The sequence below is a fragment of the Candidatus Izemoplasma sp. genome (assembly GCA_036172455.1).
Taxonomy (GTDB): domain Bacteria; phylum Bacillota_I; class Bacilli_A; order Izemoplasmatales; family Izemoplasmataceae; genus JAIPGF01.
Map to the genome: position 1 here is coordinate 1 of JAXKVY010000005.1, position 26351 is coordinate 26351.

The 26351-nt window shown below is 34.4% G+C and carries 24 protein-coding genes; 16 read left to right on the plus strand and 8 right to left on the minus strand.

All coding sequences use genetic code 11. From position 1 onward, the window contains the following. Window positions 1–131: 131 nt before the first annotated feature. Window positions 132–647 carry a heme-binding protein gene (locus UMR38_07180; protein ID MEC9485644.1) on the minus strand — a complete coding sequence of 172 codons (516 nt, stop codon included), beginning with the start codon at window positions 645–647 and terminating at the stop codon, window positions 132–134. A gap of 115 nt (window positions 648–762) precedes the next feature. Here UMR38_07180 and gnd point away from each other — a divergent pair, with 115 nt between their 5' ends. From gnd to UMR38_07195, 3 genes are read left to right on the plus strand one after another with little or no spacing between them, the layout of a single operon-like run. Next, window positions 763–1659, plus strand: a complete 897-nt coding sequence (gnd, locus tag UMR38_07185; protein MEC9485645.1) for a decarboxylating 6-phosphogluconate dehydrogenase — start codon at window positions 763–765, stop codon at window positions 1657–1659. Then, on the plus strand, window positions 1656–3023 hold the full coding sequence (gene zwf / locus UMR38_07190) for a glucose-6-phosphate dehydrogenase (protein ID MEC9485646.1): 1368 nt from the start codon (window positions 1656–1658) through the stop codon (window positions 3021–3023). Before gnd ends, zwf begins: the two co-directional genes overlap by 4 nt. Further along, the gene (locus tag UMR38_07195; protein MEC9485647.1) at window positions 3013–3627 is read left to right on the plus strand and encodes a cyclase family protein; all 615 of its coding nucleotides are present in this window, start codon (window positions 3013–3015) and stop codon (window positions 3625–3627) included. Before zwf ends, UMR38_07195 begins: the two co-directional genes overlap by 11 nt. A gap of 33 nt (window positions 3628–3660) precedes the next feature. Here UMR38_07195 and UMR38_07200 read toward each other — a convergent pair whose 3' ends face one another. The 6 genes from UMR38_07200 to UMR38_07225 all read right to left on the minus strand — a co-directional run bounded on the left by UMR38_07200 (window position 3661) and on the right by UMR38_07225 (window position 9829). After that, window positions 3661–3960 (minus strand): hypothetical protein, encoded by a 300-nt coding sequence (locus UMR38_07200; GenBank protein ID MEC9485648.1) that lies wholly within the window; start codon window positions 3958–3960, stop codon window positions 3661–3663. Window positions 3961–3968: 8 nt separating this feature from the next. After that, the gene (locus tag UMR38_07205; GenBank protein ID MEC9485649.1) at window positions 3969–4844 is read right to left on the minus strand and encodes an SPFH domain-containing protein; all 876 of its coding nucleotides are present in this window, start codon (window positions 4842–4844) and stop codon (window positions 3969–3971) included. Window positions 4845–4846: 2 nt separating this feature from the next. Next, window positions 4847–5668, minus strand: a complete 822-nt coding sequence (locus UMR38_07210; GenBank protein MEC9485650.1) for a hypothetical protein — start codon at window positions 5666–5668, stop codon at window positions 4847–4849. After that, the gene (locus UMR38_07215; GenBank protein MEC9485651.1) at window positions 5665–7623 is read right to left on the minus strand and encodes a toll/interleukin-1 receptor domain-containing protein; all 1959 of its coding nucleotides are present in this window, start codon (window positions 7621–7623) and stop codon (window positions 5665–5667) included. The genes UMR38_07210 and UMR38_07215 overlap by 4 nt, the downstream gene beginning before the upstream one ends. A 129-nt stretch (window positions 7624–7752) precedes the next feature. Then, complete coding sequence (locus UMR38_07220) at window positions 7753–9048, minus strand: hypothetical protein (protein ID MEC9485652.1); 1296 nt, start codon at window positions 9046–9048, stop codon at window positions 7753–7755. Between the two features lie 97 nt (window positions 9049–9145). Continuing rightward, window positions 9146–9829: a metal-dependent hydrolase gene (locus tag UMR38_07225; GenBank protein ID MEC9485653.1), complete on the minus strand. Its 684-nt coding sequence runs from the start codon at window positions 9827–9829 to the stop codon at window positions 9146–9148. A gap of 108 nt (window positions 9830–9937) precedes the next feature. Here UMR38_07225 and UMR38_07230 point away from each other — a divergent pair, with 108 nt between their 5' ends. The 13 genes from UMR38_07230 to UMR38_07290 all read left to right on the plus strand — a co-directional run bounded on the left by UMR38_07230 (window position 9938) and on the right by UMR38_07290 (window position 25111). After that, window positions 9938–11431: an NAD(P)H-hydrate dehydratase gene (locus tag UMR38_07230; protein ID MEC9485654.1), complete on the plus strand. Its 1494-nt coding sequence runs from the start codon at window positions 9938–9940 to the stop codon at window positions 11429–11431. A 4-nt stretch (window positions 11432–11435) separates the two neighbouring features. Continuing rightward, entirely contained in the window at window positions 11436–11846 is a 411-nt protein-coding gene (locus UMR38_07235; protein ID MEC9485655.1) for a thioesterase family protein, read from the plus strand. Beyond that, on the plus strand, window positions 11836–12765 hold the full coding sequence (locus UMR38_07240) for an aldo/keto reductase (protein ID MEC9485656.1): 930 nt from the start codon (window positions 11836–11838) through the stop codon (window positions 12763–12765). Before UMR38_07235 ends, UMR38_07240 begins: the two co-directional genes overlap by 11 nt. A 145-nt stretch (window positions 12766–12910) precedes the next feature. Continuing rightward, window positions 12911–14443, plus strand: a complete 1533-nt coding sequence (gene hutH / locus UMR38_07245) for a histidine ammonia-lyase (protein ID MEC9485657.1) — start codon at window positions 12911–12913, stop codon at window positions 14441–14443. Continuing rightward, a complete protein-coding gene (locus tag UMR38_07250; protein ID MEC9485658.1) occupies window positions 14430–16439 on the plus strand; it encodes a urocanate hydratase in 2010 nt (669 codons plus the stop codon). Before hutH ends, UMR38_07250 begins: the two co-directional genes overlap by 14 nt. A 1-nt stretch (window position 16440) precedes the next feature. Continuing rightward, entirely contained in the window at window positions 16441–17403 is a 963-nt protein-coding gene (ftcD, locus tag UMR38_07255; protein ID MEC9485659.1) for a glutamate formimidoyltransferase, read from the plus strand. Between the two features lie 8 nt (window positions 17404–17411). After that, on the plus strand, window positions 17412–18662 hold the full coding sequence (gene hutI / locus UMR38_07260; GenBank protein MEC9485660.1) for an imidazolonepropionase: 1251 nt from the start codon (window positions 17412–17414) through the stop codon (window positions 18660–18662). Next, complete coding sequence (locus UMR38_07265; protein MEC9485661.1) at window positions 18653–19294, plus strand: cyclodeaminase/cyclohydrolase family protein; 642 nt, start codon at window positions 18653–18655, stop codon at window positions 19292–19294. Before hutI ends, UMR38_07265 begins: the two co-directional genes overlap by 10 nt. Before the next feature lie 89 nt (window positions 19295–19383). Beyond that, window positions 19384–20511 (plus strand): PAS domain-containing protein, encoded by a 1128-nt coding sequence (locus tag UMR38_07270; protein ID MEC9485662.1) that lies wholly within the window; start codon window positions 19384–19386, stop codon window positions 20509–20511. Then, entirely contained in the window at window positions 20498–22513 is a 2016-nt protein-coding gene (locus UMR38_07275) for an HD domain-containing phosphohydrolase (protein ID MEC9485663.1), read from the plus strand. The genes UMR38_07270 and UMR38_07275 overlap by 14 nt, the downstream gene beginning before the upstream one ends. Beyond that, window positions 22506–23516, plus strand: coding sequence for a hypothetical protein (locus UMR38_07280; protein ID MEC9485664.1), 1011 nt, complete (start codon window positions 22506–22508; stop codon window positions 23514–23516). Before UMR38_07275 ends, UMR38_07280 begins: the two co-directional genes overlap by 8 nt. A 106-nt stretch (window positions 23517–23622) precedes the next feature. Then, the gene (locus tag UMR38_07285) at window positions 23623–24246 is read left to right on the plus strand and encodes a hemolysin III family protein (protein MEC9485665.1); all 624 of its coding nucleotides are present in this window, start codon (window positions 23623–23625) and stop codon (window positions 24244–24246) included. A gap of 16 nt (window positions 24247–24262) precedes the next feature. Further along, on the plus strand, window positions 24263–25111 hold the full coding sequence (locus tag UMR38_07290) for a DegV family protein (protein MEC9485666.1): 849 nt from the start codon (window positions 24263–24265) through the stop codon (window positions 25109–25111). 29 nt (window positions 25112–25140) lie between these two features. On the opposite strand, the gene UMR38_07295 is transcribed toward UMR38_07290, so the two are convergent. Beyond that, window positions 25141–26286, minus strand: a complete 1146-nt coding sequence (locus tag UMR38_07295) for a DUF362 domain-containing protein (GenBank protein MEC9485667.1) — start codon at window positions 26284–26286, stop codon at window positions 25141–25143. Between the last annotated feature and the right edge of the window lie 65 nt (window positions 26287–26351).

A 26351-nucleotide genomic window follows, 5' to 3' on the forward strand; every position in this document is an offset into this window, starting at 1 on the left:
CTTACCTCTATTATACCATTTATCAGTGCTTATCCCTAGTTTTACTTATCCACGTGGATAACTTAAAACTCCCCATTAAAAAAGTACCTGATTTTCATCAAGTACTTTGTCAACAGTCTGAAAGGATATCACTAGATATCCTTTTTTGTTACTTTATATGCGATTTCATTACGTCTGAAAATGCTAGGCACCATTGGTGGCTGATACCGAAATAAGAAGCGGTTAGAAAGAAATTTGTTATCATTATCTTGTAAATAGATTTTAAGCTCTTCATCATGTTTATCAAAGTTTTTATCAGTCCATTTACCCCGAAAACGGATAACAGCAAATAAAGAAGATTGTTCTGTATCTAAGAACACCTTGTCACTTAGATGAGTGGGTATATTAGCTGTGTTCTTTTTAGGAATATAGAACCCAGTAACAAGCTCGTTATCTTCTTCATATGTAACGACAGGCGTTGTCACACTTATTTTCGTGTCTTGATCATTGTCACCAGAAATATAATTAAAGACATTGTTAAACCCAGAATCTTGTTTATTATTTTTATGTGTCTTAGTACTCGCTAAGATAAAATCATCATACTCTCTAATTTCAATTTTGCCATCTTTTTTTGTGCATTTATATGGTATACTTTCAAATAATCCCATGTTATCACCCCTTATAGTATACCACAAATACTTGCATGTGATAAAGTAAGATAAGTGATATTGATTATAATTAATGGTATAATAATGTATTGTATAAAAAAAAGGAGGCGATATAATGCAAGTTGGTGTTATTGGACTAGGAAAGATGGGATTAAACTTATCATTAAATATGGTAGACCATGATGTTAAGGTGTTTGGGTATGATTTAAATATAACTGATGAAATGAAACAAACACATGATCAAATACAGTTTAGTGAATCATTAGAAGAGCTTGTTAAATCATTGAGTAAACCCCGTATCGTATGGTTAATGGTCCCTGCAGGAGAAGCGACAGATACCGTTGTTGACAGTATGTGTCGATTACTTGAAGAAGATGATGTTGTTATTGACGGCGGGAATTCACGCTACACAGATACTCTAGAACATTATAAGAAATTAAAACATCAAAATATTCATATGTTAGATTGTGGCACTAGTGGTGGTACATATGGTGCACGTCATGGTGCATGTTTAATGGTTGGTGGCGAACGTGAAATTTACGATCGAGTCGAGCCATTATTTAAGGCGATTGCCATTGAAGATGGCTATGACTATATGGGTAAAAGTGGTGCTGGACACTATGTCAAAATGGTTCATAATGGCATTGAATACGGAATGATGCAAGCGATTAGTGAAGGGTTTGATGTATTAGAAGCTAGCCAATACCAACTCGATTATGAGGCAGTATCGAAGGTTTGGGCGCATGGCAGTATTATTGAGGGATTGCTTCTTCGAATGGTTGAAAGTGCCTTTAAAAAAGATCCTAAGTTAACAGCTATTAAAGGACGAATAGATGATAGTGGAGAAGGGAAATGGACTGTAGAAGAAGCGTTGAAACTTGATGTCAGTACACCAGTTATCGCGCAATCATTATTTACCCGGTATAAATCACGTGATGAAAAGCGTTTTGCAGAAAAGCTGATTGCTGCTATGCGAAACGAGTTTGGAGGGCATAAGGTGTATAAGGAATGAAACAAGCATTAATGGTTTTTGGGTCGACAGGGAATTTAATGTATGAAAAATTAGTTCCCGCAATTGATCAATTATTAAAAGAGCAACATATTGAAAATGAGCTTGTAATATATGCCATGGGAAGACGCGATTGGGATAGCGATGATTATTTTAATGATATTAAGTCAAATACGGATAATGATATTGATTGGGCAGCGATTGAAAAAAGACTAAAATATATTAAGATTGATGTCAAAACAGCTGAGGATTATAGCCGTGTCAAAGAAACAGTTATGGCGGATGGTATTGAAGACTTAACCGTTTATTTAGCTGTGCCACCATATTTGTTTCCAGTCATTTCTAAAGGTATATGTGAGTCTGGTCTCGTTGAAAAAGGTGATATATCAAACCGCATAGTGTTTGAAAAGCCATTTGGAGAAGATTTAGATAGTGCTAGATCTATTAACAAATCATTATGGGAGTATTTTGATGAAAAGCAAATCTATCGAATAGACCATTATCTAGGTAAAGAGATGATTCAAAATATTTTAATGGTTCGGTTTGCCAATAAGATATTTGAACAAGTTTGGGATCAAAAAGCAATTGATTATGTCATGATTATCGCAAAAGAAGAAGAAGGGGTATTAACACGAGGTGCTTACTATGATAAGATCGGTGCATTAAAAGATATGCTTCAAAGTCATTTATTACAAATGGCCGCATTGGTCGGAATGGAACCCCCTAAAAACTATGATTCGGAAGCTATTAAGAATGAAAAAGTTGCCGTATTAAAAGGGTTAAAAATGGCACCCAAGGATATACTATTAGGGCAGTATCAAGGGTATACAGAAACAGATGATGTGGATAATGACTCAAATACAGAAACACTTGTTTTTGCGGAAGCATCAATTGATAATGCTAGATGGCGCGGTGTACCATTTTATTTCTTAACCGGAAAAGCGTTAAATGAAAAGCGGAGTGAAATTATTGTTCAATTTAAATCAAGTGATACAATCAATCAGTTATGGCCTGGTGAAAAAGCTAAAGATAATCGATTGAAAATAGAGGTAGCACCAAATGAGGGTGTCGTCTTCCAATTCAATGTTAAGAACCCTGGACTATCAGAGAAGATTGTTCCAGCAAAACTTGATTATTGTCATAGTTGTCAAGCTATGGAAAACACACCAGAGGCATATGAACGTCTCATCTTGGATGTCTTAAATCATAACAGAACGCTCTTTACACGTTGGGATGAAATTGAAACAACATGGAATATTATTGAAAAAGCAAGTAGACGCAGAAATCAGTTATTTAAATATGCTTCGTTTGAGGAAGTTAAAGAAGAAATTATTCATCAGTATGGAGAAGATTTCTATGATTTATGATATTTCAATGTTGATTCACGAAGACATGCAAGTCTATAAAAATAAACCAGAGAAGGCCCCTAAAATAACGGTTGATGGCACACATCAAACAAGTAGTGCTCATGAGTCTCGAATTGAGATGAATCTTCATACAGGAACACATATGGATTTCCCTTTACATATGATTCCACAGGGAAAAACATCCGAAACGGAACAATTAAAGCCATTAATTGGCCAGGCAAAGGTTTTTGATATGACACAATGTAAAGACCATATTGGTCTAGATGATGTCAAAAAGCTCAACATTAATAAAGATGATTTTATTCTCTTTAAAACACAAAACTCAATGACAGATGCGTTCTTAATGGAGTTTATCTATGTCAATGAAGCAGCAAGTGAATATTTAAAGAACCAACAGATTCGTGGTGTCGGAATAGATGGTCTTGGAATTGAACGTGCACAAAAAGACCACCCAACTCATAAAATCCTACTTGGTGCTGATATCATTATTATTGAAGGGCTTAGGTTAAAAGACGTTCCTGAAGGTGATTATCAATTGTACGCATTACCACTTAAAATTAAAGATGTCGAAGCATTGCCATTACGGGCAATTCTCATCGATTAAGAAAAGCGTTGCTCGTACGAGCAACGCTTTATTTTAAATCATGATACCAAGTAATTCATTAATCTTTTTCATTTTGCGTTTTATTTTGCGACTATTCCAAAAGGAATGTTTTAAGTGTTTCTTAATTTGACGGAGTAGTTTATAAACTTTTTTCAACTTGCGTTTGTTAATTTGTTTATTATTGTTGATGGAGTATTCAACGTTTTCTTTTAAATCATTCAAAGAGTCTTTAAATTTGTCTTTATTGGTACTACTTGCGACACGATCAAGTGCACTTGCTAAATCATGTAAGTTTTCAATTGTTTTACGTCTTTTATTATCTAAATCAGCCATATTGTCACCTATAAATCCTTTCCGCATTTACTGCAGAAGTTGGCTTCTTTAGGGTTAGGATGACCACATTTGTTACAGAATACTTTATCCGTTTGAGGTCCTTGGTTAGGAATTTTAGCATCCTTTTTTATTTCTTTTCTGACCCCTTTACGAAGTTTTTTATTGTCATTAAATTCTGTATTATTTAAAATACTTTCTTTTTTTACATCCTTGAGTTTTTCAAGAAACGCTTCATCATAATAAAACCGTTCAATAAAGAATTTGTTTAAGGTTACTCCATACTCAGTAAAAACAGGGTTTAGTAGTTCTTTTAATTGATTTGCAATCTCTTTTTCTTTAGTTGTAATAATTTGGATATCATCAAGGCCATATTTATTTTTGAGAAAGACCTTTGCGATGGTATTTCGAATTTCTTGATTAAGTTCACTTTTAAAGAAATCTTTTACCATCTCTTGTGTTAACTCTTGATGAGACCCTTGCACTTTTGAAAAGAGCTTCATTGAATTATCAATGGAGAACTTGTATGATCCATTTGCGCCGACATCTGTGTGCATATCATATTTTTTGTCATAGACATCAATTTTGTTTGGCGTACCCCATTTGTTCTCAAGTTGCGCGGTCCGATTAATGTAGTAAATGTTACAATCAGTGATTGTCTTTTCTTTCTTGAGAAGTTTACTGAGGAAACCTGTGCCTTTAGTATTGACGACATAATACTCTTCACGATCATCAAATGCGCCTAAAAAAGCCCCTTTTCTTAAGAAAATTATGTCACAATCTTTACGAGCATAAATTTTAGATTTCTTTGTTAATGTTGTGACATCACTTTTCCAAATGACTGCCTCAGGATGTCCTTTAAATATGACTTCTGTACGTTTTGCCATAACTATTCCTTTTCCTCTCTAGCTTTTAAGCTTTTAATTTTATTTTTAGCATGTGTATTAATGTGTTTACTTAATGCAGGATGACTGTCTTTAAACTGTTTAACAGGTAATCTTGAAATACTCTTTCTTTTGTTTATTAACCCATATAGCCCACCAATTGAAGCAATTATGATCAGATATTCTTGTGTATTAATGACTTGGTTAATCAAGGGGCTTGATATTTCTAATATGCTATTTAGTGCGTATATACCAAATGTAATAGCAAGAAATAAAATGGCGTAAGATAAAAAGTGCTTAAAGAGTAATGTAAGGTATGAAAAGATAATATTTGATACCCTGTATTGCGGATATTTAGTTTTAAGCATATAAGGATGTTTTACTCCCTTAAACGCTGATTTTGGAATGGTTAAATTCTCGAAATTATCAGGGTATTCTTTTTCCAATAATTCTTTTGTCCCTTCATTGAGATGTCCTTGATCGAGTGTTTCAAAGATGTCAAGTGCTTCTTGAGTAGTGAAATCATCTGTCAAAAGGTATTTTTTGTGCGTTTCATAATATATCCAAAAGATTATGAATTCTAATGTCTTTTTATAATAAAATTTAACCGGATAAGAAACATCATGTACACGTTTTGATAAGTATAGACCTTCAGTTAAAGCATCTTGTAATGCTTTAGAAAATTGGTTCACATCACCATTAGAAGCGATTTTGCTCACAACATCTTGAAAAGAGATTTCTGTTGCATCGTCGTTTATGATTTCACCACAATTGTCACATATGATAGTGATACCATTTAAGGTTTTTTCACAACTGGGACACTTCATGATGTCTCCCCCCTTAATGATAAATTAATCCGGTGTTTCTTTTTACGCTTTTTATGACGACAATGCATGAGCAAATCGATGACCAAATCATGTGTTTCATCAAGTTCAAATAACTTTTCAACAAGTTGAGATTCAAGTAACTTATAGCGCTTTTTCTTACGAAGTTTAGCAATCGCTTTGTATAAATCAACTGTATTATTCACCTTCATACTAGCTAGTAGTAAGTAAAGATATTTTTTATTGCTAGTGTTATCGTATTTAAAGAGTTCTAAGGTGAGGCTGAGCGCTTCTTTATAGTCTTTATGTTCGAAGGCAATTAAGATTTCTTCATGTAAATGAGTGACTTTAGTTCGGTTTTCTTCAAGTGTTTCTGTGGTTTCTTTTTGATGTGCTTTAAACTTTACTAAGTAGTTTGTAATATATTTTGGAATATGACTTCGATTAAAATCAGGGTGTTCCTTAATGCTTTCCATATCATCAAAGAGTGGTGTCAATTGATCGAAGTTGGGTGTGTCTTTATTCAGAGATTCATTTAGTTGATCATCGGTATCAAACGCATATTTAATCAATAATTTGTTCCATGTATTTAAGATATGACGGTGACATTTTACATCAATATAGCTCTCTTTATGTTTAGGATTTAGCCGTGGCATATTGATATAATGCAGTAATTGTTCATATAACGCATCTTCAAAGGGTTTTATTGTTTTAGGATAATGTCCATCAACAAATGGCGTATATTTTTTATACTGTTGATAAGCAGATTGTTGGTAACACGCCATGAGTTTATCTAGGTTTTCATCCTTTTGTGTAAAGGTATGAAAGACCTCTTCACTAGAAAATTCATTTTCTGCCAAAAAGAGTTGAAACCAAGCTTCTTGAGCGTTAGGTTTTAGGCTGAGGGCTTCTTTTGTCGTATCTATTGCGTCTTGATAGTTTTGGTTTATAAGTTCAATATGACTTCTATTTAACAATTTGTCATATTCGTCTAATTGTGTTTTTTGACGTTTTTCTTGGGAGGTCGTGGTTTTTAGATTTGCTTCTTGTAAGCCATGATAAATGCGTTGTTTTAATTCTTGTAAAGCGCCATCAATATCAGTTGTAGCATCTATCCATTTAAATCCATCAAAGAAGTACTTAAAAGTTGATGTATGCTTAGTATCATCTATTTTAAACTCTAATCTGTTTTTCTTTAATTTCATAGCGATATCAAGTTCTTTACGAACATCTTGGCTAAGCATGGCACTTTCTGATGTTATCACTAAAAAGATATTTGCTTTCGTAATGGCATCTTCAATATTAGACCAATAATTGTCATTATCATTTGGTCGTAAATTCCTAGATGATATCCAACAGGTATAACCATCTGATTCTATAACATCCACAACGGTGTTCGCAATATCTTGTTCGGTCGAACGATAGGAGATAAAGACATCTCTAGGAATGGAAGCATAATTTTCTTCTTCAATAATCTTTTGGTTGTATACCCGTTCGTATTCTTCGAGCTTACTGGGCATATTCGATTCTATAAACGACATCACTAGTTGTTTATCTCGTAAATCACTATACGTAATCATATGATCAACGATTTTGGTGATATCAGTTTCTATCGTAAATGCATTTTGATTATAAAATTTCAATAAATAACGTCTAGCTCCAAATTTATAGTTGGCATAGGCATAGTAATAGGTAGCCAAAGTATCTTTAGGAATCAGACGTAAAATTTCTTTTGTGAAATGTAAGATATTTTTATGGTCATCAACTTCAACAGCACGGTTTAAATTATCCCTAAGTTTCGAAATTTGTTTGTGTTCTTTGGTCCCTTTTAGAGCGAATTCGAGACCATTGCTAACTAAAAATGTTGAGCCACAAGCCTCACACTTTTGGGTGGTTTGTTCATGATCAATCTCAATTGAACTACCACATGATGTACATACGATCTTTGTTAACTCCATAGATAAATCCTCCCTAATATAAAGAAAAGAGCGACGAATCACTCTTTTAGATTGTATAAGTATTATGTCATAGCGTTCCCTTGTTAAAATTATATCACAAGCAACCTAATCATTTCAAAACTATTTTTCTCAAGTTTCCAAAATATAGCTCACAAGATGGGTCTTTTGATGAAAAATCATGACAAAACCTTTGTAAATTAATAACGTGTCTAAGGTCGGATCAAACTTAATTGATTCAAACAGAATAGAGTCACCTTTTTTGGTGAGTTCACTAATCATCTTATCTAGCATATAGTCTTGGTCTGTGTTGTCATTAGGTAAATCAAATGATAAGATGTTTACCTGTGTTTTATCTTGCATTGGAATATCTCTAATCTCATATCCATAAAGACCAACTTCAACATCATCTTTTAATAATGTGACTTGATGTATGTCAGATATTAGTTCCTCTGTGAGACGATATTTTTGCGTATAAGAAGTTGGTCTAAACTTTAAGGTATCGGTGACTTTTACATTGAGTAATGTTTTAAGAATATTGATACTTAAAGAGATATATGTAACAGCAACCATAATAGCTAAAATTTCCTTTTGAGGCCTTGGGTCGGTGAATAGCTCCATTGTCCCAATCATTATGCCAAGACCAATTAATGTTAAAGTTCGTATATAAAATAATGTCATTTTATGTGTGTAGGTTTTATTTACAATTGAAATAATAAAATCAACAATTAATAAGAATGCGAGTGCAATCAATAGTGTCATTAAGAACCGTTCTGTATTGGTGCTGAGATTTTGAATATTTTGAAATAATACTACAACGGTAATACCCATAAGTAGATGCAATAATTTTAAGATATCTAATAATTGATATTGAATCAGTTGTTTAATATAATAAACAAAGATACTAAAGATCATGACTAAGTAAAGAATAAGGGCAACTGTTTGTCCGCCTTCACCAACCGAACTGCAATTATAATCGGTCCAACCACAACCAGTAATAGCTAAATGGATGTAGTCAATTACGATAAATAGCGGTAACAAAATCCACAGCTCTAAAGGTTTAATACTTCGAGAAATTAATAGACTGTGTACACCTAATACGAGAATAAGCAGGAGATAAACAGTGATTAGGTTAGATAACTCAAGAGCATTTTGGAAGGTATAAAAGTACATCAAAATATTACCGATAAGCCCAAAGAGTAAATACTTTTGTTCAATTTTTGATGGTACGTGAATCTTATCAAGATAGATGGCTAACGCAATCCCTAAAGCTAAAGCAAGTAAAAGTATGAGATTAAGAATGAGTGTAATGATATGATCAGAACGCGTTATAGAACTACTGTAAATGGAGACAATTCCCCAAATAAAAGGGGGATATAAGAAAAATATATAGGTTAATACATAGTATAATTTACTGACTTTTTTCATATGAACCACTCCTTAATCCTATTATACCCTCTATGCTTCTATAATACTATAGATACTGTTAGATTATCGATCAAATAAAAAAAGCGCAAAGCGCTTTTTAGAGTTCAGTATATTCTCCGGGATTAAGTATTATGACGTCTGATTGGGAAACTTTATCTTTGAAATCATTAGGGTCTGCTTGGATTTGATCAAAAGTATTATAATGAATTGGAACCACTTTATCTGGCTTGATAAAATCTACTGCAATAACGGCATCATCAACATCCATTGTATAGTTCCCCCCAATGGGTAAAAAAGCAAGATCAATTAAACTGTTTTCTAATAATTTCATATCATATGTAAGTCCAGTATCTCCAGCATGATAAATTGTCTTATCGGCAACTTTGAGTAAAAAGCCACAAGGGGTACCCCCGTCATAAATCATATCGTTTTCGACATATCCTGATCCATGAAGCGCAGGTGTCATTTTAACGGTTCCAAAATCAACCGTAGCACGACCTCCAATATGCATCGCATGGATGTTTAAATCACGATCAATACTCTTTAATATTGTCGCAATTTCAGCGTTTGATATAATTAAAGCATTATTTTTCTTTGCGATTTCAATCGCATCACCCACATGATCGCCATGAGCATGTGTGATTAATACGTGTGTGATACCATCGATATCACGATCATTTTTTTTATAGACTGGGTTGTGTGTTAAAAAGGGATCAATGATTATTTTATAGTCTAATGCTTCAATTAATACAGCCGCATGTCCTAAAAATGTACATTTCATTATCTATCATCCTTCTTTCTCTCTATCTTTAGAATAAAATGAATGATACCTTTTGTCAATCACAAAGAACGTGTATAATAATAGTAACAAGTAACGAGGTGTAAAGATATGAATCAACCAATTGTAGATACGGCTAGAATCCGTAAATTTGATCAATTGACAATCGAAAAAGAAAATATTACATCATTAGAATTGATGCGACGTGTTGGTGGAATCATGGCTGATTATATGATTAACAATAGTCTGATTACACAACTTGATCATATTGTAGTTATCTCTGGGTGTGGGAATAATGGTGGCGATGCTTTAGTCATCGCGAAACATCTACTGGCACATGATTACCGTGTCGATATTTTCCTTATTGGTGAAAAAGATACGTTGAGTGATGAAACAATGTCGCTTGTAAAAGAGCTAAAAAAAGATATTACATTTTTACATAAGACTGTTAATTTTGATCCTTTGATGACGGTATTACAAGATACTTCAATCTTAATTGATGGAATCTTTGGCATTGGATTATCGAGAGATGTTGAAGGGATATATAAAGATATAATTGAACTGATTCAACGATATGATAATCATATTATCAGTATTGACATGCCATCTGGTATTCATGCGGACAATGGGTTAATACAAGGTGTCGCAGTTAAAGCAAATGACACGTTAATTGTTCAAACTCTAAAACAAGGAAACGTTCTTAATGAAGGGATTGTCTATACGGGTAGACGCCATGTATTAGATGTTGGTATATTAGCTGATTACCGTGAAGAAGAAACCCATTTACTCGATCCTAATTACTATCGTAGGTATCTTAAACCCCGTCAAGCACTCTCGCATAAATATGATTATGGCCATGTCTTAACTGTTGGCGGTAGTAAGGGTATGATGGGCGCACCAATGTTATCGGCGCAAGCATCTATGCGTTGTGGATCAGGTCTTGTCTCTGTCTTATATTTAGATACTGATCAAAACTTTATTCCTTCATATATACCTGAATTGATGGTCGATATGTATTCGGGTCTTGCTAGTTTTACACCCAAACTAGAGAAAAAAGATGCGGTTGTCTTTGGCATGGGTCTTAAACAAGATAATGCGATTCGTAAGGAATCGTTGAATCAATTGTTAAAGACAGATATTCCAGTTGTTATAGATGCGGCAGGACTCACCTACTTTAAAGCTTTAAAAGACCAACATGCTGAACGGGGCAACATCGTGATAACACCTCATAAAGGTGAATTTGCTAAATTTTTAAATATATCGATTGATGAGTTAAATCAAAATCTTATTTTATATGCTAAAAATGTTGCTCATAAGTATCACACAACGGTTGTTCTTAAAGGCCCAGTAACGATTATCACAAACGATACCTTGACGTATTTTAGTCATTTTGCTAACCCTGGTATGGCAACAGCAGGTAGTGGTGATGTATTAGCAGGTATGATTGGCTCTTTTTTAGGCCAAGGGTATTCACCTATCGAAGCCGCAGTACTCGGTGTTAGTATTCATTCACATGCGGGGAATATTGCAAAAGATACTTATGGAGAAACATCAATGCTTGCCACTGATATTGTTGAATCGATTGCGAAAGTATTAAAGGACTGATAAAATGGAAGTAACTACACAGATTCAATTACGCTATAGTGATACCGATCAAATGGGCGTGATTTATCACGCGAATTATGTCACTTTTTTTGAACAAGGACGAACTGATTTTTTTAAGCAAATAGGTATTGATTATAATGAGATAGAAGCATCCGGCATTATTTTTCCTGTTCATGATATAGACATCACTTATCATAATGCATCACGTTTAGATGAAACACTCTATGTTGTTACAACGATAAAAAAGATATCACCCGTTAAAATTGTGTTTACCCATATTATAAAAACAGATAACCAAATTAAAGCCAAAGGATCTTCCGTGATCGTTTGTGTTGATAAAGCAACATTTAAACTTAGAAAATTATCTAAAACACTACCAAAAGTCTATGAAAGGATGACAGATTATGGAGTATAAAGAATTATCACGCTTTAATAAAAAGATTAGCCGTATTGGATTTGGGGCATGGCAACTTGGAAATACTAAAGAGTTTTCAAAAATGACGATTAACGAAGGAGTTAAATTGGTTCATGAGGCACTTGATGCAGGGGTTACATTCTTTGATACAGCGCCTAATTATGCGAGTGGACGTAGTGAAGAAATATTAGGCATTGCGCTTAAGGAGCATACGGATAAAACTTTTATTAATACAAAAGTTGGACATGATCCCGACGACAATTTTGATTTTTCTTTAGAAGGCATTACAGCTTCAATCAAACGCAGTCTTAAAGCCCTAAATAGGGATTACATCGATAGTGTTATTCTGCATAATCCCGGGATCGATATACTTAAAGGTGAAGCACACTATAATCACTTAGAAACCTTGAAAAAACAAGGCTTAATTAATGGATATGGCGTAAGTATTGATACACTTGAAGAATTACAAACCGTCCTTGATGTTAGTGATGTTGATGTGATTGAAATTATGTACAATATTTTTCATCAAGCACCTGCCACGCTATTTGATGAAGTCAAAAAGCGTGATATATTGTTAATCATTAAAGTGCCATTAGATTCAGGTTGGTTAACCGGTAAATACGATAAAACATCAACCTTTACGGGGATTCGTTCACGGTGGACAGAGGCAGATATTAAACGACGCTCTGCGCTTGTGGATGATGTCAAGGCAATTGTTGGATCAGATAACTTAGTGCCGTATGCTTTACAGTTTATTTTAGCCCAAGATGCTGTCACAACAGTCATTCCTGGTATGCGTAACCAAACACAATTAGAAGGAAATGTTGCGGCGTTATCATACGAGTTATCAGACCAACAAATGAATGATTTAAAAGAATTATACAGTACAAAAATTAAACCAAAACCACTTCCGTGGTAAGCGACTATTCCAGTCGCTTTTTTTATTATATACAGTAAACTTTAACGAACTAAAGCGCTAAACTAAGCCGTTAAAAGAAAGAAAACCCTTTCATTTATATTTTTTTTAAGGTATACTAAAGTTACCAAATAAATGAGGTGACTATATGATTACATTAAATGGTGGCGGACTTGATTTAGAAAGCTTTATCAAGGTCGCAAGATATAAAGAAAAGGTAATGATTGGGAAAAGTCATAGACAAAAAGTAACCCATGCCCGTGAGTTTGTTAAGGATATTGTTGATAACAATGAAACAGTCTATGGTATTAACACAGGATTTGGTAAACTTAGTGATACAATTATTGGTGCTAAGGATGTCTCTGTTTTACAGGAAAACCTTATCAAAAGTCATGCCTGTACCGTCGGTAATGTTCTTGATGAAGAAGTTGTTAGAGGGATGATGTTATTACGCGTTAATGCCTTAATTAGAGGATATAGTGGGATACGATTAGTTGTATTAGAAAAGATTATTGAGTTATTAAATAAAGAGGTGACACCTCTCGTATTTGAAAAAGGCAGTTTAGGAGCGAGTGGAGACTTAGCCCCCTTATCCAATATGAGTTTACCAATTATTGGCTTAGGAGAATGTACATACCACAATAAGCGCTTAACAACACAAGATGCATTTAAAGAAGCAGATATAAAACCGATACCACAACTGATTGCGAAAGAAGGACTCGCCTTAATCAATGGGACACAAGCAATGACAAGTTTAGCAGCCTTTACGGTCTATGATGGTCTACGATTATGTGATTTTGCCAATGTCTCTTTAGCCCTTTCTTTAGAAGCATTAGAAGGAATCACTGATGCGTACGATGACCGTGTTCATCAAGTGAGAGGCCATCAAGGTCAGATAACAGTCGCAAAGGCGATATTAAAGATGCTCACAGGGAGTGAGTCTGTTACTAGACAAGGAGAAAAACGTGTCCAAGATGCATATTCTTTACGGTGTGCACCACAAGTACATGGTGCATCATTAGATGCCTTATCTTATGTCAAAGATACGATAGAAATTGAAATGAATGCTGTCACAGATAATCCTATTTTATTTGCGGATGATCATGAAGCAATTAGCGCAGGGAATTTTCATGGACAACCAATTGCTTTAGTTATTGATCACATGAAAATAGCCTTAAGTGAACTGGCTAATATCTCAGAAAGACGTTTAGAAAGATTGGTTAATCCACAGTTATCAGAAGGGTTACCACCCTTCTTAACCACACAGCCAGGAACTAATAGTGGGTTTATGATTGTTCAGTATAGTGCAGCATCGTTAGTGAGCCATAATAAGGTTTTGGCCCATCCAGCATCTGTTGATAGTATTTCAAGTAGTGCCAATCAAGAAGATCATGTATCAATGGGAACGAATGGGGCATTGCAAGCAAAAGAGATTTTAGCCAATGTTCGACAAGTGATTGGGATGGAGATGTTAACAGCTTGTCAGGCAATAGATTTAAGAGATCAAAGACAGCTTGGCGTAACAACTGAAAAAGCTTATAATAAAATTAGAGAATACATACCATTTATTGAGAAAGATGAAACAATGTATCCTCATTTACATAAAATCGATACATTGTTACAAGATGATATGTTTTATAAATCCATTATGAATGAGGTGACACAAGATGAAACCGATTAAGCAATTATCACTTGATGATATTTTTTCAGAATTACCAGAATATCCGCAGTTTGAAGAAGGAATAAGACGCGCACCAAAACGAGAAATGACACTGAATAAACAAGATCAAAAGTTAGCCTTAAAAAATGCGTTACGCTATATTCCTAAAAAATGGCATGACATATTAGCCAAAGAGTTTTACGATGAACTCATGACGCGGGGGCGCATATATGGGTATCGTTTCCGCCCCAAAGGACAATTAAAAGGGCATCCTATTGAAACTTATAAAGGGAAAACACTTGAAGGGAAAGCCTTTCAAGTGATGATTGATAATAACTTAGACTTTGATATTGCGCTCTATCCATATGAGTTGGTGACCTACGGTGAAACAGGCCGTGTTATGCAAAATTGGATGCAGTATTGTTTAGTAAAAAAATATCTAGAAATCATGAATGATGAACAAACCCTTGTCTTACTCAGTGGACATCCACTTGGACTATTTGCGTCTCATAAAGAAGCGCCTCGTGTAATTTTGACAAATGGCCTTATGATAGGCCAGTTTAATGACTTAGACCACTGGTCTAGGGCAGCACAATTAGGGGTGGCTAGTTATGGACAAATGACTGCTGGTGGATGGATGTATATCGGTCCACAAGGAATTGTTCATGGGACCTATTCTACTTTGTTAAACGCTGGAAGAGCAAAACTTAATATACCCGAAGATCAAGATTTAAGTGGTGTCTTATTTGTTTCCTCAGGTTTGGGTGGGATGAGTGGTGCCCAAGGTAAAGCCGCAAAAATAGCTGGCGCAGCCGCTATTATTGCTGAAGTTGATCGATCTAGAATTAACACCCGTTATGAACAAGGGTGGGTAGATCATATTACCTATACGCCTACAGAAGCCTATGATTTAGCTCGTAAATTTAAAGATAATAAAACCCCAATTGCGATAGCTTACCTAGGTAATGTGGTAGAGTTACTTGAGTATGCTGTTGAGAAAAATATCCCTATCGACTTACTGAGTGATCAAACAAGTTGTCATGCTGTTTATGATGGGGGCTATACACCAGTTGGTGTCAAGTTTAAACGCCGAACTGAATTGCTTGAAACAGACAAAGATTTGTTCAAAAAATTAGTTGATAAAGGACTAAAACGGCATTTTGAGGCGATAAAAACCATCACTGAGCGTGGGACATACTTCTTTGATTATGGCAATAGTTTTTTAAAAGCCATTTATGATAGTGGTGTGACTGAAATATGTCAAAATAACAAAAATGATTTAGATGGATTCATTTGGCCGAGTTATGTAGAAGATATCATGGGACCTGTTTTATTTGACTATGGATATGGTCCATTTCGTTGGGTATGTCTAAGTGGTAAAGACAGCGATTTAGATAAAACAGACCAAGCAGCAATGGCATGTATTGATAAAAATCGACGGTTTCAGGATTTAGACAATTATAATTGGATTAAAGATGCTAAGAAGAATCAGTTAGTTGTTGGAACGAAAGCACGCATTTTATATCAAGATGCATACGGGCGCTTAAAGATTGCTTTGAAGTTTAATGAGATGGTAAGAAATAATGAGATAGGACCGATTATGTTAGGCCGTGATCATCATGATACAGGGGGAACAGATTCTCCATTTAGAGAAACGTCTAACATTAAAGATGGGAGTAATATAATGGCAGAAATGGCAACTCATGTTGCACTAGGTAATACTGCTAGGGGTATGAGTCTAGTCAGTTTACACAATGGGGGTGGCGTTGGTATTTCAAAAGCGGTAAACGGTGGTTATGGCATGGTGCTTGATGGATCAGAACGTGTTGATAAAATACTAAACACTGCAATGTTACATGATGTGATGACAGGTGTTGCTAGACGAGCTTGGGCACGTAATGAGCATGCGTATGATACTGCAAAACAGTTTAATACACTCGATAACAATGCCCTTATAACATTGCCAGAAATCGCAAATGATGACTTAATAAATACGATAGTAGATGAGGATGAGTAAAATGAGTAAAGTTGTACAATGTGTACCAAATTTTAGTGAAGGACGAGATCAACAAAAGATAGATGATATAGTTTCTGTCTTACAAAATAAAGATGGATTTAAGTGTATTAGTGTAGAACCTGATGGAGATTATAACCGAACTGTAGTAACCTTGCTTGGTGACCCACAAGCGATTATTAACGCATTACCTGTCTTTGTCGAAAAAGTGCTTGAACATATTGACATGAATCAACAATCAGGACAACACCCTCGTATGGGTGCAGTCGATGTCATTCCTTTTATTCCGATCAGTGGTGTTACAATGGAAGACTGTGTTAGATATGCCCATGATACCGCAAGTATTATTTGGGAAACATTAAAAATACCATCGTTCTTATATGCAGAAGCAGCGCAAACACGCTTGCGCCGTAAATTACCAACCATCCGTAAAGGTGAATTTGAAGGCATGAAACAAAAAATCCAACAAGAAAAATGGCACCCTGATTACGGTAATCCAGAAATTCATCCAACATTTGGGGTGATTGGTATTGGTGCTCGAATTCCATTAATTGCCTACAACATAGATTTAGCTACAAATGATCTCAATGTTGCAAAAAAAATAAGTCGAGCAATTCGGTTTTCAAGTGGAGGGTTTCGCTTTATTCAAGCAGGCCCTGCAGAATTAGAGTCGCGCGGGCATGTTCAAGTAACAATGAATATCCTCGATTATAAAAAGAATCCTATTTACCGTATTTTAGAGACAGTTAAAATGGAGGCAGCGCGTTATCATGTCGATGTTCCAAGTTGTGAACTTGTAGGATTAGCGCCAAAAGCAACATTTACGAATAGTCTAAAATATTACTATGAAAAGGAAAATAAAACATGGCCAAAGGATATTTCTTTTGCACAAATCACACAAGATGCCAAAACATATATGGGATTTAGAGACCTTGATCCATTAAAAATAATTGAAGCTAATATGTAGGTGATGTGATGAAAGTTGATACGAAAATAATCAATATTAAGCATCTTTATACACCGGTAAAACCGATTAAAAGTTATCACGTAAAGCAATTATCAAACTGTGAGATAGCGATTAAGGATGGCAAAATAGTCGCTATTGGAAATGCTTTAACATCATATGATGCTAACTATATGATCGATGCAAAAGGGAAAGTTGCTTTGCCAGGTTTTATAGATGGGCATACCCACCTTGTGCATGGGGGGTCTCGTGAACATGAGTTTGACTTAAAACTTAACGGTGTAGCGTATATGGACATTTTAAAACAAGATGGCGGTATTTTATCAACTGTAAAAGCAACGAGACAAGCATCATTTGATAGTTTATACCAACAAGCATTAAAGTCGTTAAATCATATGTTACAGTTTGGTGTCACTACTATTGAAGCAAAAAGTGGCTACGGATTAGACACTGATACTGAACTAAAACAACTCAAAGTGAATCAAAAACTCAATCAAGACCATGTGATAGATATTCACTCTACCTTTTTAAAAGCGCACGCATTACCAATAGAATATAAAGAAGATAAAGATGAGTATATTCAAAGTGTATTAGATGATATGGACTATATTAAAAAGCATGACTTAGCTAAGGCAGTGGATATTTTCTGTGAAGCCTTTGTCTTCGATGACAAAGATACTGAAAAATTGGCTAAAAAAGCGAAACAATTAAACTTGAATTTACGGATTCACACAGATGAGATAGAGTCAATTGGTGGCACACCAATTGCGTTAAATTATAATGCTAAAAGTATTGATCATTTAATTGTGATCTCTGATGATAATATTCAAAAAGCAGCACATACTAATACTTTATGTAATCTTTTACCTAGTACATCATTTTATCTTAATAAACCATATGCCAGAGCAAGAAAGATGATTGATAAAGGATGTATGATAGGTATCTCAAGTGATTATAATCCTGGTAGCACACCAAGTGAGAACTTACAATTTTCTATGCATTTAGCCGCATTAAAAATGCGATTAACGCCAGAAGAGATACTTACAGGGGTTACGTTACATCCTGCCTATAGTTTAGAAATTGATCACCAAGTGGGGATCTTAGATACTGATTATGATGCCGATATTGTTTTGTGCGATATACCTAATTTAGCTTATTTCTTTTATCATTACGGGATTAACCATGTAACCGATGTATTTAAAAAAGGACAACATGTTGTTAAAAACAGATTAATTAATAGTGGAGGTAAATCATGTCATTAGTAAAACATACAATAATAGATTTTATAGAAGCTGTCGATTCAAATAAACCAACCCCTGGTGGAGGAAGTGTGAGTGCGTTAGTCGCTACTTTAGGAACTGCATTATCAGGCATGTTAGGAAAACTAACGATTCATAAAAAGGCGTTTAGAAATCGTAACATAGATGTGCAAAAACAATTTCATGACACGTTAGCTAAGATCCACAGTTCTAAAGAAATATTACTGAGTTTAGTTGATAAAGACACTGAAGCATTTAATGAAATTATGAATGCTTTCAAGATGTCAAAAGAAACAGAAACGGATAAGTTAGCTAGATTACATGCGATTGAACAAGCAACAATAGAAGCTATTGAAGTGCCTTATCAGGTTGCTGAAGAAAGTTTGAATGTTTTAAAACAATTAGATACTCTTATTCAATATGGAAATATCAATGCAATTAGTGATGTTGGTGTTGGAATACTATTGCTCTCATCTGGTATAGAAGGCGCATTATTTAATATCAAGATTAATTTAAGTATGTTAAAAGATAATGAAAAACGTTCATTCTATGAAAATGAGGTTGAACGAGTACAGACAGAACAACAAGAATTGAAAGAAAGGTTAATTCCTAAAATTGAAGCAAAAATAGGATAATTACGGATAAAACCAATACAACATAATGTTGTATTGGTTTTAATTTTAGAAAAAAGTGGTACAATATAAATAACAAAAGGAGTGAAAATATGGCAATCGTTAATCCGGATTATTATGATCAATATGAAGGTATTATTGTTACGGTTAATCAAGATGATAAAATTGTTGATTGTAACCAACAGTTTTGTGAATTATTAGGATATCACAAGTCTGATCTCATCGACCGTACCTTTTTAGACTTGATTGTACCGGAAGATAAAACAATGTATAATGAGTATACATATCGCCATAAAGAGAGTCGTGACATTACAATCAAATTATATCATAAACAGGGTGCTTATCGTTTCTTTATTGTGCGTATTCACCGCTTTGACAAGCACAACTTATTATTCGGCCACTCTATTCAAAGAGATTACCAAGCGAGTATGTATGAATCAGGACCTACGACCGAAGTCTTGGCCTTACTCTATCAGTCGATTGAATCAAAAGACATTTCTAATTTATTTCAGTTTGATGAATCATTATCATTATTATTAGATCTTATGCCAATTGATTTATGGATTAAAGATCGATTTAATCGTTATATTTTCTGTAATAAAAGTTTCACCAAACATACGGGTAATGCATTAGAAGATATTTATCTAAAGGATGATTTTTCAATATATGATAATGATATTGCAAATGCATTCAAAAACAGTGATCAAGAGGCAAAAGAATCAAAGAAACGGATTGTCTTTAGTTTTAAGTCACAAAAGAATAATTTACAAGCTTATACAGAAGTAACAAAGATTCCAGTCTTTAATAAGAATGATAAATATATTGGTATTATAGGATATTCAGTTGATATGACTGATGAGATAAAAGTTGAAACAACCCTTAAACAAGAACGAGAAAAGATTGCCTTCTTATTGGATCGCATTGAAGGTATCGTCTTTGAAATTAATCACGAAGGCCATTTAGTTCAAATGCGTGGTCAACTTGCACAATATTTTAGTGAACAAAAAGAGACAGATTTACCAAGTAATCTTTCGCTTGATCAAGCGGATGATATTTTTGGTGAGAAAATTCAATTAGCATTAAAAGGGAAGCAATCCACAATGCAACATACCGTCAATGGATTATTAGTTGAATTTACATTCTATCCATTTAGTAACGCTAATGGAACATATCATGTATTAGGTTATGGAAAACAGGTGACAGAAAATGACAGAAATTAAGCACATTTATGAAGTTATTACACAATTATCAGATCATGATTGTATGGTTATCGATCCTGATAAGGAAACTATCTATCCGACGATTGATACGACATTACCAACCGATAAGATTAGGGAAAAGGTAACAAAAGGAGAGGGACTAACTACCCCTCTTTTCGTTGTCGATAATAAGACATATCGTCAGAAACATATAACAGTTAAAGAACATACATATCTAATTGTATGTTTAGAGGAATATCGTGACGATTTTTTATTGAAGTATCGAAAGTTGTTAAATCAACTACAGGAAATGGTATTTGTATTTAGAGATACAAATTTGATTTTTCGTAATCAACAAGCTGCTGAGTATTTTCAGTTGCATCATATGAAGAACAATAAACTTAAATATAATGATTTTTTAGATGACGATAACTTGCAAAAGTTACATGATTTTATTGATCGCGGAGAAAGTGGTATCATTGAATTACAACTCCAGTCAATTGATGGTACTGTCTACGAAGTAAATGCAGGTATCTCTGTTTATCATTATCATAACACCGAATACTTTGTTGTTATTATAAGGGATATGTCTGAACTGAGAAGTGAATATTTGAAAACAAATGCCGAAAAAGAATATTTCTTACATACCCTTGATTCAATTGGAGAAGCAATCATTATCACCGATAAAGATGATAAGATTACCCGGATGAATGAGAATGCCACTAATATGACTGGGTGGAATGAGTCCACTGAAGGGGTACCCATACACTCAGTATTAACGTTATTAGATTATCAATATACACGAATTGATTATTTATCAGTGTCGGAATATCAATCATCAGATGCTTTATTAGTCTCTACGGATGGCATGTATTGGCATGTTAGTGTAACTGTTCGGAATATTCGTAATAACCACGGAATAGTACTAGGGAAAGTGTACGTTATTGTCGATATTAATGAACAAAAGAAACGCGAGAAAGAAATTCTATATTTATCTTATCATGATGTATTGACAGGTTTATATAACAGAGCCTATTTAGAAGAAGAGATAAAACGACTCGATACCAAAAGACAATTGCCATTTTCATTGATTATGGGGGATGTCAATGGGTTAAAGTTATCCAATGATGTTTTTGGCCACGATGTTGGCGACACGTTGTTAAAGACAGTCGCTAAATCCCTTCAATACTTGTGTCGTCAAGAAGATATTGTAGGACGATGGGGTGGTGATGAGTTTGTTATTTTACTACCTCAAACAAATGAAGAAGAGGTTCATATTATCATGTACCGCATCATTCAGTATTTTGAAAGCTTAAGCACCAAAGATGCAATAAAAGGTGTAACACCAAGTATATCCCTTGGATATGGTGTTAAAAAACAAACAAGTGATGATATTATGGATATTATGCGTATCGCAGAAACAAACATGTATAAACGTAAAATGTTAAGTAAATCAAGTATGCATAGTAAAATTATTACATCGATGCAAAAAGCATTACAGGAGAAAAGTAGCGAAACCCAATCACACGGAAATCGTTTATTCGATTACTTAAAAGGGCTCGCTAAACAATATGGATTAAGTAGTGACAAACGAGATGATTTAGAATTACTATGTATGTTACATGATCTTGGGAAAATCGGAATTCCAGATGAAATTCTTAAAAAAGAAGGACCACTAACAGACGATGAGTGGCGAGAAATGAAGCGACATCCAGAAATTGGCTATCGTATCGCACAGGCCTCACCTGAATTACAAAATGTCGCAAAATACATCTTATCGCATCATGAAAACTATGATGGTACTGGCTATCCAAAAGGATTAAAAGCCCATGAAATCCCCTTATTGTCGCGGATGTTAGCTGTAGCAGATGCTTATGATGCGATGACTACTCAACGGCCATATAATACGATTAAATCTCACGAAGAAGCGATTCAAGAATTGAAAGAAAATGCAGGAACACAATTTGATCCTGAAATTGTTGATATATTTATTGAAACATTCGGTGGTGATAATAGTGAGTAACTATGCATATGTTACATTTGTTATGCGTAACGATAGTTTTATTCCAGGTGCTTTAGTCTTTGCTTATGCTTTAAAACAACAAGGCACATCGCATGATTTGGTCTGTATTGTCTCTGAAGGGGTCACTGAGTATGGTAAAGAAGCTTTGAAAGAAGTATTCACACATGTGATTGAGATGGATCAAGTATATGTACCACACCATAATCGCCACGAACGTCAAGATCGGCCATTTTTATTTACACGATTTAATGCCTTCTTATTAGGTGAAAACGGAGGGTATGACTTAGCGTATGATAAGATTGTCTTAGCAGATGCGGACATTTTACCAATTAAAAATTATGATGCATTATTTGACGTTGATGCACCCGCAGGCATTATTAATGAATACAAAGCACATTGTATGGAGTATCAAGATGGTAAATATATTACACCGAATACTGTGAAACAATATGGAACATGGATTTGGCATGATGTCTATCGCAATGTTCCACATGGAACATCGATCCCTAAAGATATGACAGATCGTGTGTTAATGGATTCAGACAATATGGGTGTTCTTGCCGCATTATGGGTATTGCGCCCGAGTGTAAAGATATATACGTCTATCATGGAAGATACAAAGAACCAAGATATTGCAGCGAAAATCGCTGAGTTCAGGTGGCCAGAGATGCAATATTTAACACAGAAATTCAGTGGTAAATGGCACAATATTGATTTACGGTATGCATCATTTAATGGGTATCCACAACTGAATGTGTTGAATGGAACACACTTTGCAGGAGTTAAACCTTGGCAAATGAACAATAAAAGTGTTAAAGTGTTTGGTCGATTTGATGATTATACCTTGTGGTATCATGTCTACCTTAAGATGGTCTCTGATTACCCTAAACTACTAGACAACCGTCGATTAAATCGTCTAAAGAACAAGATAAAAGACATGATTATGAAGCCAAAATATCAGTTTAAAATGAAGGAAAATCCCCATTTTAAGCACCTAATGTAAATTCAATAGCCCATTATTGGGCTATTTTTTATGATTACCTTGACAGATAGAGTAATTAATGATAAATTATTATGTGTAATAGAGTAATTATAAAGAGGTATGAGAAATGAAAAAAACGACATTAGGCGAATTATTAGCAGATGCTATTTCACATGGCGTTGGTGTCTTGCTTGCCATTACCGGATTGATTTTGATGATCCTTGTATCGGACACAACAATTGAATTATTTGCCACATTAGTGTATGGTATTACACTTGTGATCCTGTATTTATCTTCTACATTATTTCATGCATTTCCGGATAAAATGGTTAGAACAAATCAAGTATTCCAACGACTCGATCATAGCAGTATTTTTCTACTAATAAGTGGAACTTACACACCTTTTATGTTACTAGTTATTAAATCAATTGAAGGGTATATTTTACTCGCTGTATTATGGGGATTAACGATACTCGCAATAACTTTTAAAGCTATCTGGCTTCATAAATACCATGCTTTATATGTAATATTATATATTGTTATGGGATGGAGCATCCTATGGGTTATCAGTGATGTAATTGAGTTATTAGAATTTGGTACAGCACTTTTATTTGTTGGTGGGATTAGTTATACACTTGGTGTGATATTTTATGCTAGCAAATTTAAGTATCACCATTTTGTCTGGCATATCTTTGTTCTTGCTGGCAGTATCACTCACTTTGTAGCAATTTATTTAGGAATATTAATATAAAAAAGAGGTAGATGAGATGAAAAAATTAGGATTAATCGTAGATAGCACAGTGTACTTAGAACCAGAAGTTATTAAGGAAAATGATATAGGGGTTGTATCTTTAAATGTGGTAGATGGAAAAGAGTCTTTCAAAGAGACAGAAATTGATAATAATTTTGTTTATGAGAGACAAGATAGTGGTAGTCATTTAACGACAAGCCAACCAGCACCAGGTGAGTTCTTAGAAGCTTACCAAGAAAAGATTAAGGCGGGATATGAGAAAATATTTGTCGTCGTAGTATCCAAGGATATCAGTGGAACCTATCAAAGTGCTACATTAGCACAAAATATGTTAGATGATCCTGATAAAGTTCATATCTTTGATACGCAGTTAGCAGCATATGGAAATGTTATGATTGCTTTAGAAATTATTGATATGATTCAAAATGGTGACTCAGCAGACACAGTAATTACTAGAACCGAACGTATCACTGCTAATTCAGAACAAATGTTTACAGTTGAGAACTTATTCTCTCTTGTAAAAGGTGGACGTTTAAGTGCTGCAAAGGCCATGATTGGAACAGTATTACGTGTAAAACCAATTGTTCGTATGGTTGATGGTGAACTCAAGCTAGTTAAGAGTGAAAGGACGTATAAAAAACTTCATCGTTACATGATTAACAGTATTGAAGAAACACTTCAAGGGCATAAAAAAGTTACATTTTATTTATTGAGTAAAAACTCAGAAGATAGCGCTAATAAATTAAAAGATGCACTAAAAAGCAAGTATCCTAACGCAAAAATAACAGAGTCAACACGTCTAGGACCTGTATTTACCATTCATGTCGGTCGTAAAGGTTACGGGATAAGTTACTTCGTAGAATAAACAAAAAAATCACTTCCGCGGAAGTGATTTTATTTTAGTATACGGAGTCTATAAGCTAGTTTTCCCAAGAAAGGCGTTTTTATAGATATGGCATTATGAGGACACATTTCTTGACAACAATAACATCGAATGCACTTAGTATAATCATACTTAGGTGGGCTTGTTTTTTGATCAGATACAAAGTTTATTGCCTTTGTATCAATTGGACAAACGTCCACACAAACACCACACTTTTTACACTTATTTTCGATGATATAAGGGCGTCTTATAATATGGTTTTTTAAAAACGTAAGAGACGAGCTCTCAGAACTTTTTAAAGGTGCTCGCTCAATCTTAAAGTCGGGATTTATTAATGTATCAATGGTATCCCCTAACAAGGTAATATGATGATGATCTCCTAAACCACTTTTAGTGCCTAAAGTAATCGTTGGAATGTAATTAGGGTTAATATCAATTAATTGACAGAAAACAGCATCTAAAGCTACAGGATCTTGTGATATTAATATTGTGTTCATCATCGTAGGATGACCATTTTTAGGACCGTTTCCTTCCATTGCAATAATTCCATCCATAATATGAAGATTTACACCAAGATAAGTATTTAAATCAACCAACATTTGAGCAAAGGTATGGGCATCTTGAAATCGAGCGTGCATTAGACCCTTATTTAATCCATACACAAGACCAAAGGAGTTCTTTACTGCGCCAGTAATGCGCTGTAAGGCATGTGTCTTCATTTTAGGAAGATTAAGGATAGCGTCATAATCATCTATGGCATCTACTACTTCAAACTGTTTTGAAATGTTCCCTTCAGGATGATGAATTGTATGTCCATGATCGAAATTAGCTAAGGGAATTTTCAAATCATTCGCAATAGAAGAAATCCCTGCTTTAGAAGCAACTTTAGAGGGTTTTCCAAACCCCGGGGAATCACCATAACCGACGGTGTAGCCTTTGTCTAATAGGATATCAGCTATTGCTTTGAATACGTTTGGATGTGTTGTAACACTTTCATCAACATCGACACCCATAAGCAAGTTAGGTTTGAGAAGTATTGATTGGTTTTTTGGAATAATCTTTTCGATACCACCTAAAAGATTTAGTCCTTCTAAGAGTTTATCTTTTATTATTTTTACATCATAAGATGTTACCTTTAATACAACAACTTTTGCCATAAAATCACACCTTTACACTATTATACCAAAAAGTGACTTTTTTTGTTATAATAATTTAGGTGGTG

Bases quoted from the DNA above. Each gene is read 5' to 3' on its own strand.
- UMR38_07180 (MEC9485644.1), bottom strand. From the start codon at position 647: ATGGGATTATTTGAAAGTATACCATATAAATGCACAAAAAAAGATGGC.
- gnd (MEC9485645.1), top strand. From the start codon at position 763: ATGCAAGTTGGTGTTATTGGACTAGGAAAGATGGGATTAAACTTATCA.
- zwf (MEC9485646.1), top strand. From the start codon at position 1,656: ATGAAACAAGCATTAATGGTTTTTGGGTCGACAGGGAATTTAATGTAT.
- UMR38_07195 (MEC9485647.1), top strand. From the start codon at position 3,013: ATGATTTATGATATTTCAATGTTGATTCACGAAGACATGCAAGTCTAT.
- UMR38_07200 (MEC9485648.1), bottom strand. From the start codon at position 3,960: ATGGCTGATTTAGATAATAAAAGACGTAAAACAATTGAAAACTTACAT.
- UMR38_07205 (MEC9485649.1), bottom strand. From the start codon at position 4,844: ATGGCAAAACGTACAGAAGTCATATTTAAAGGACATCCTGAGGCAGTC.
- UMR38_07210 (MEC9485650.1), bottom strand. From the start codon at position 5,668: ATGAAGTGTCCCAGTTGTGAAAAAACCTTAAATGGTATCACTATCATA.
- UMR38_07215 (MEC9485651.1), bottom strand. From the start codon at position 7,623: ATGGAGTTAACAAAGATCGTATGTACATCATGTGGTAGTTCAATTGAG.
- UMR38_07220 (MEC9485652.1), bottom strand. From the start codon at position 9,048: ATGAAAAAAGTCAGTAAATTATACTATGTATTAACCTATATATTTTTC.
- UMR38_07225 (MEC9485653.1), bottom strand. From the start codon at position 9,829: ATGAAATGTACATTTTTAGGACATGCGGCTGTATTAATTGAAGCATTA.
- UMR38_07230 (MEC9485654.1), top strand. From the start codon at position 9,938: ATGAATCAACCAATTGTAGATACGGCTAGAATCCGTAAATTTGATCAA.
- UMR38_07235 (MEC9485655.1), top strand. From the start codon at position 11,436: ATGGAAGTAACTACACAGATTCAATTACGCTATAGTGATACCGATCAA.
- UMR38_07240 (MEC9485656.1), top strand. From the start codon at position 11,836: ATGGAGTATAAAGAATTATCACGCTTTAATAAAAAGATTAGCCGTATT.
- hutH (MEC9485657.1), top strand. From the start codon at position 12,911: ATGATTACATTAAATGGTGGCGGACTTGATTTAGAAAGCTTTATCAAG.
- UMR38_07250 (MEC9485658.1), top strand. From the start codon at position 14,430: ATGAAACCGATTAAGCAATTATCACTTGATGATATTTTTTCAGAATTA.
- ftcD (MEC9485659.1), top strand. From the start codon at position 16,441: ATGAGTAAAGTTGTACAATGTGTACCAAATTTTAGTGAAGGACGAGAT.
- hutI (MEC9485660.1), top strand. From the start codon at position 17,412: ATGAAAGTTGATACGAAAATAATCAATATTAAGCATCTTTATACACCG.
- UMR38_07265 (MEC9485661.1), top strand. From the start codon at position 18,653: ATGTCATTAGTAAAACATACAATAATAGATTTTATAGAAGCTGTCGAT.
- UMR38_07270 (MEC9485662.1), top strand. From the start codon at position 19,384: ATGGCAATCGTTAATCCGGATTATTATGATCAATATGAAGGTATTATT.
- UMR38_07275 (MEC9485663.1), top strand. From the start codon at position 20,498: ATGACAGAAATTAAGCACATTTATGAAGTTATTACACAATTATCAGAT.
- UMR38_07285 (MEC9485665.1), top strand. From the start codon at position 23,623: ATGAAAAAAACGACATTAGGCGAATTATTAGCAGATGCTATTTCACAT.
- UMR38_07290 (MEC9485666.1), top strand. From the start codon at position 24,263: ATGAAAAAATTAGGATTAATCGTAGATAGCACAGTGTACTTAGAACCA.
- UMR38_07295 (MEC9485667.1), bottom strand. From the start codon at position 26,286: ATGGCAAAAGTTGTTGTATTAAAGGTAACATCTTATGATGTAAAAATA.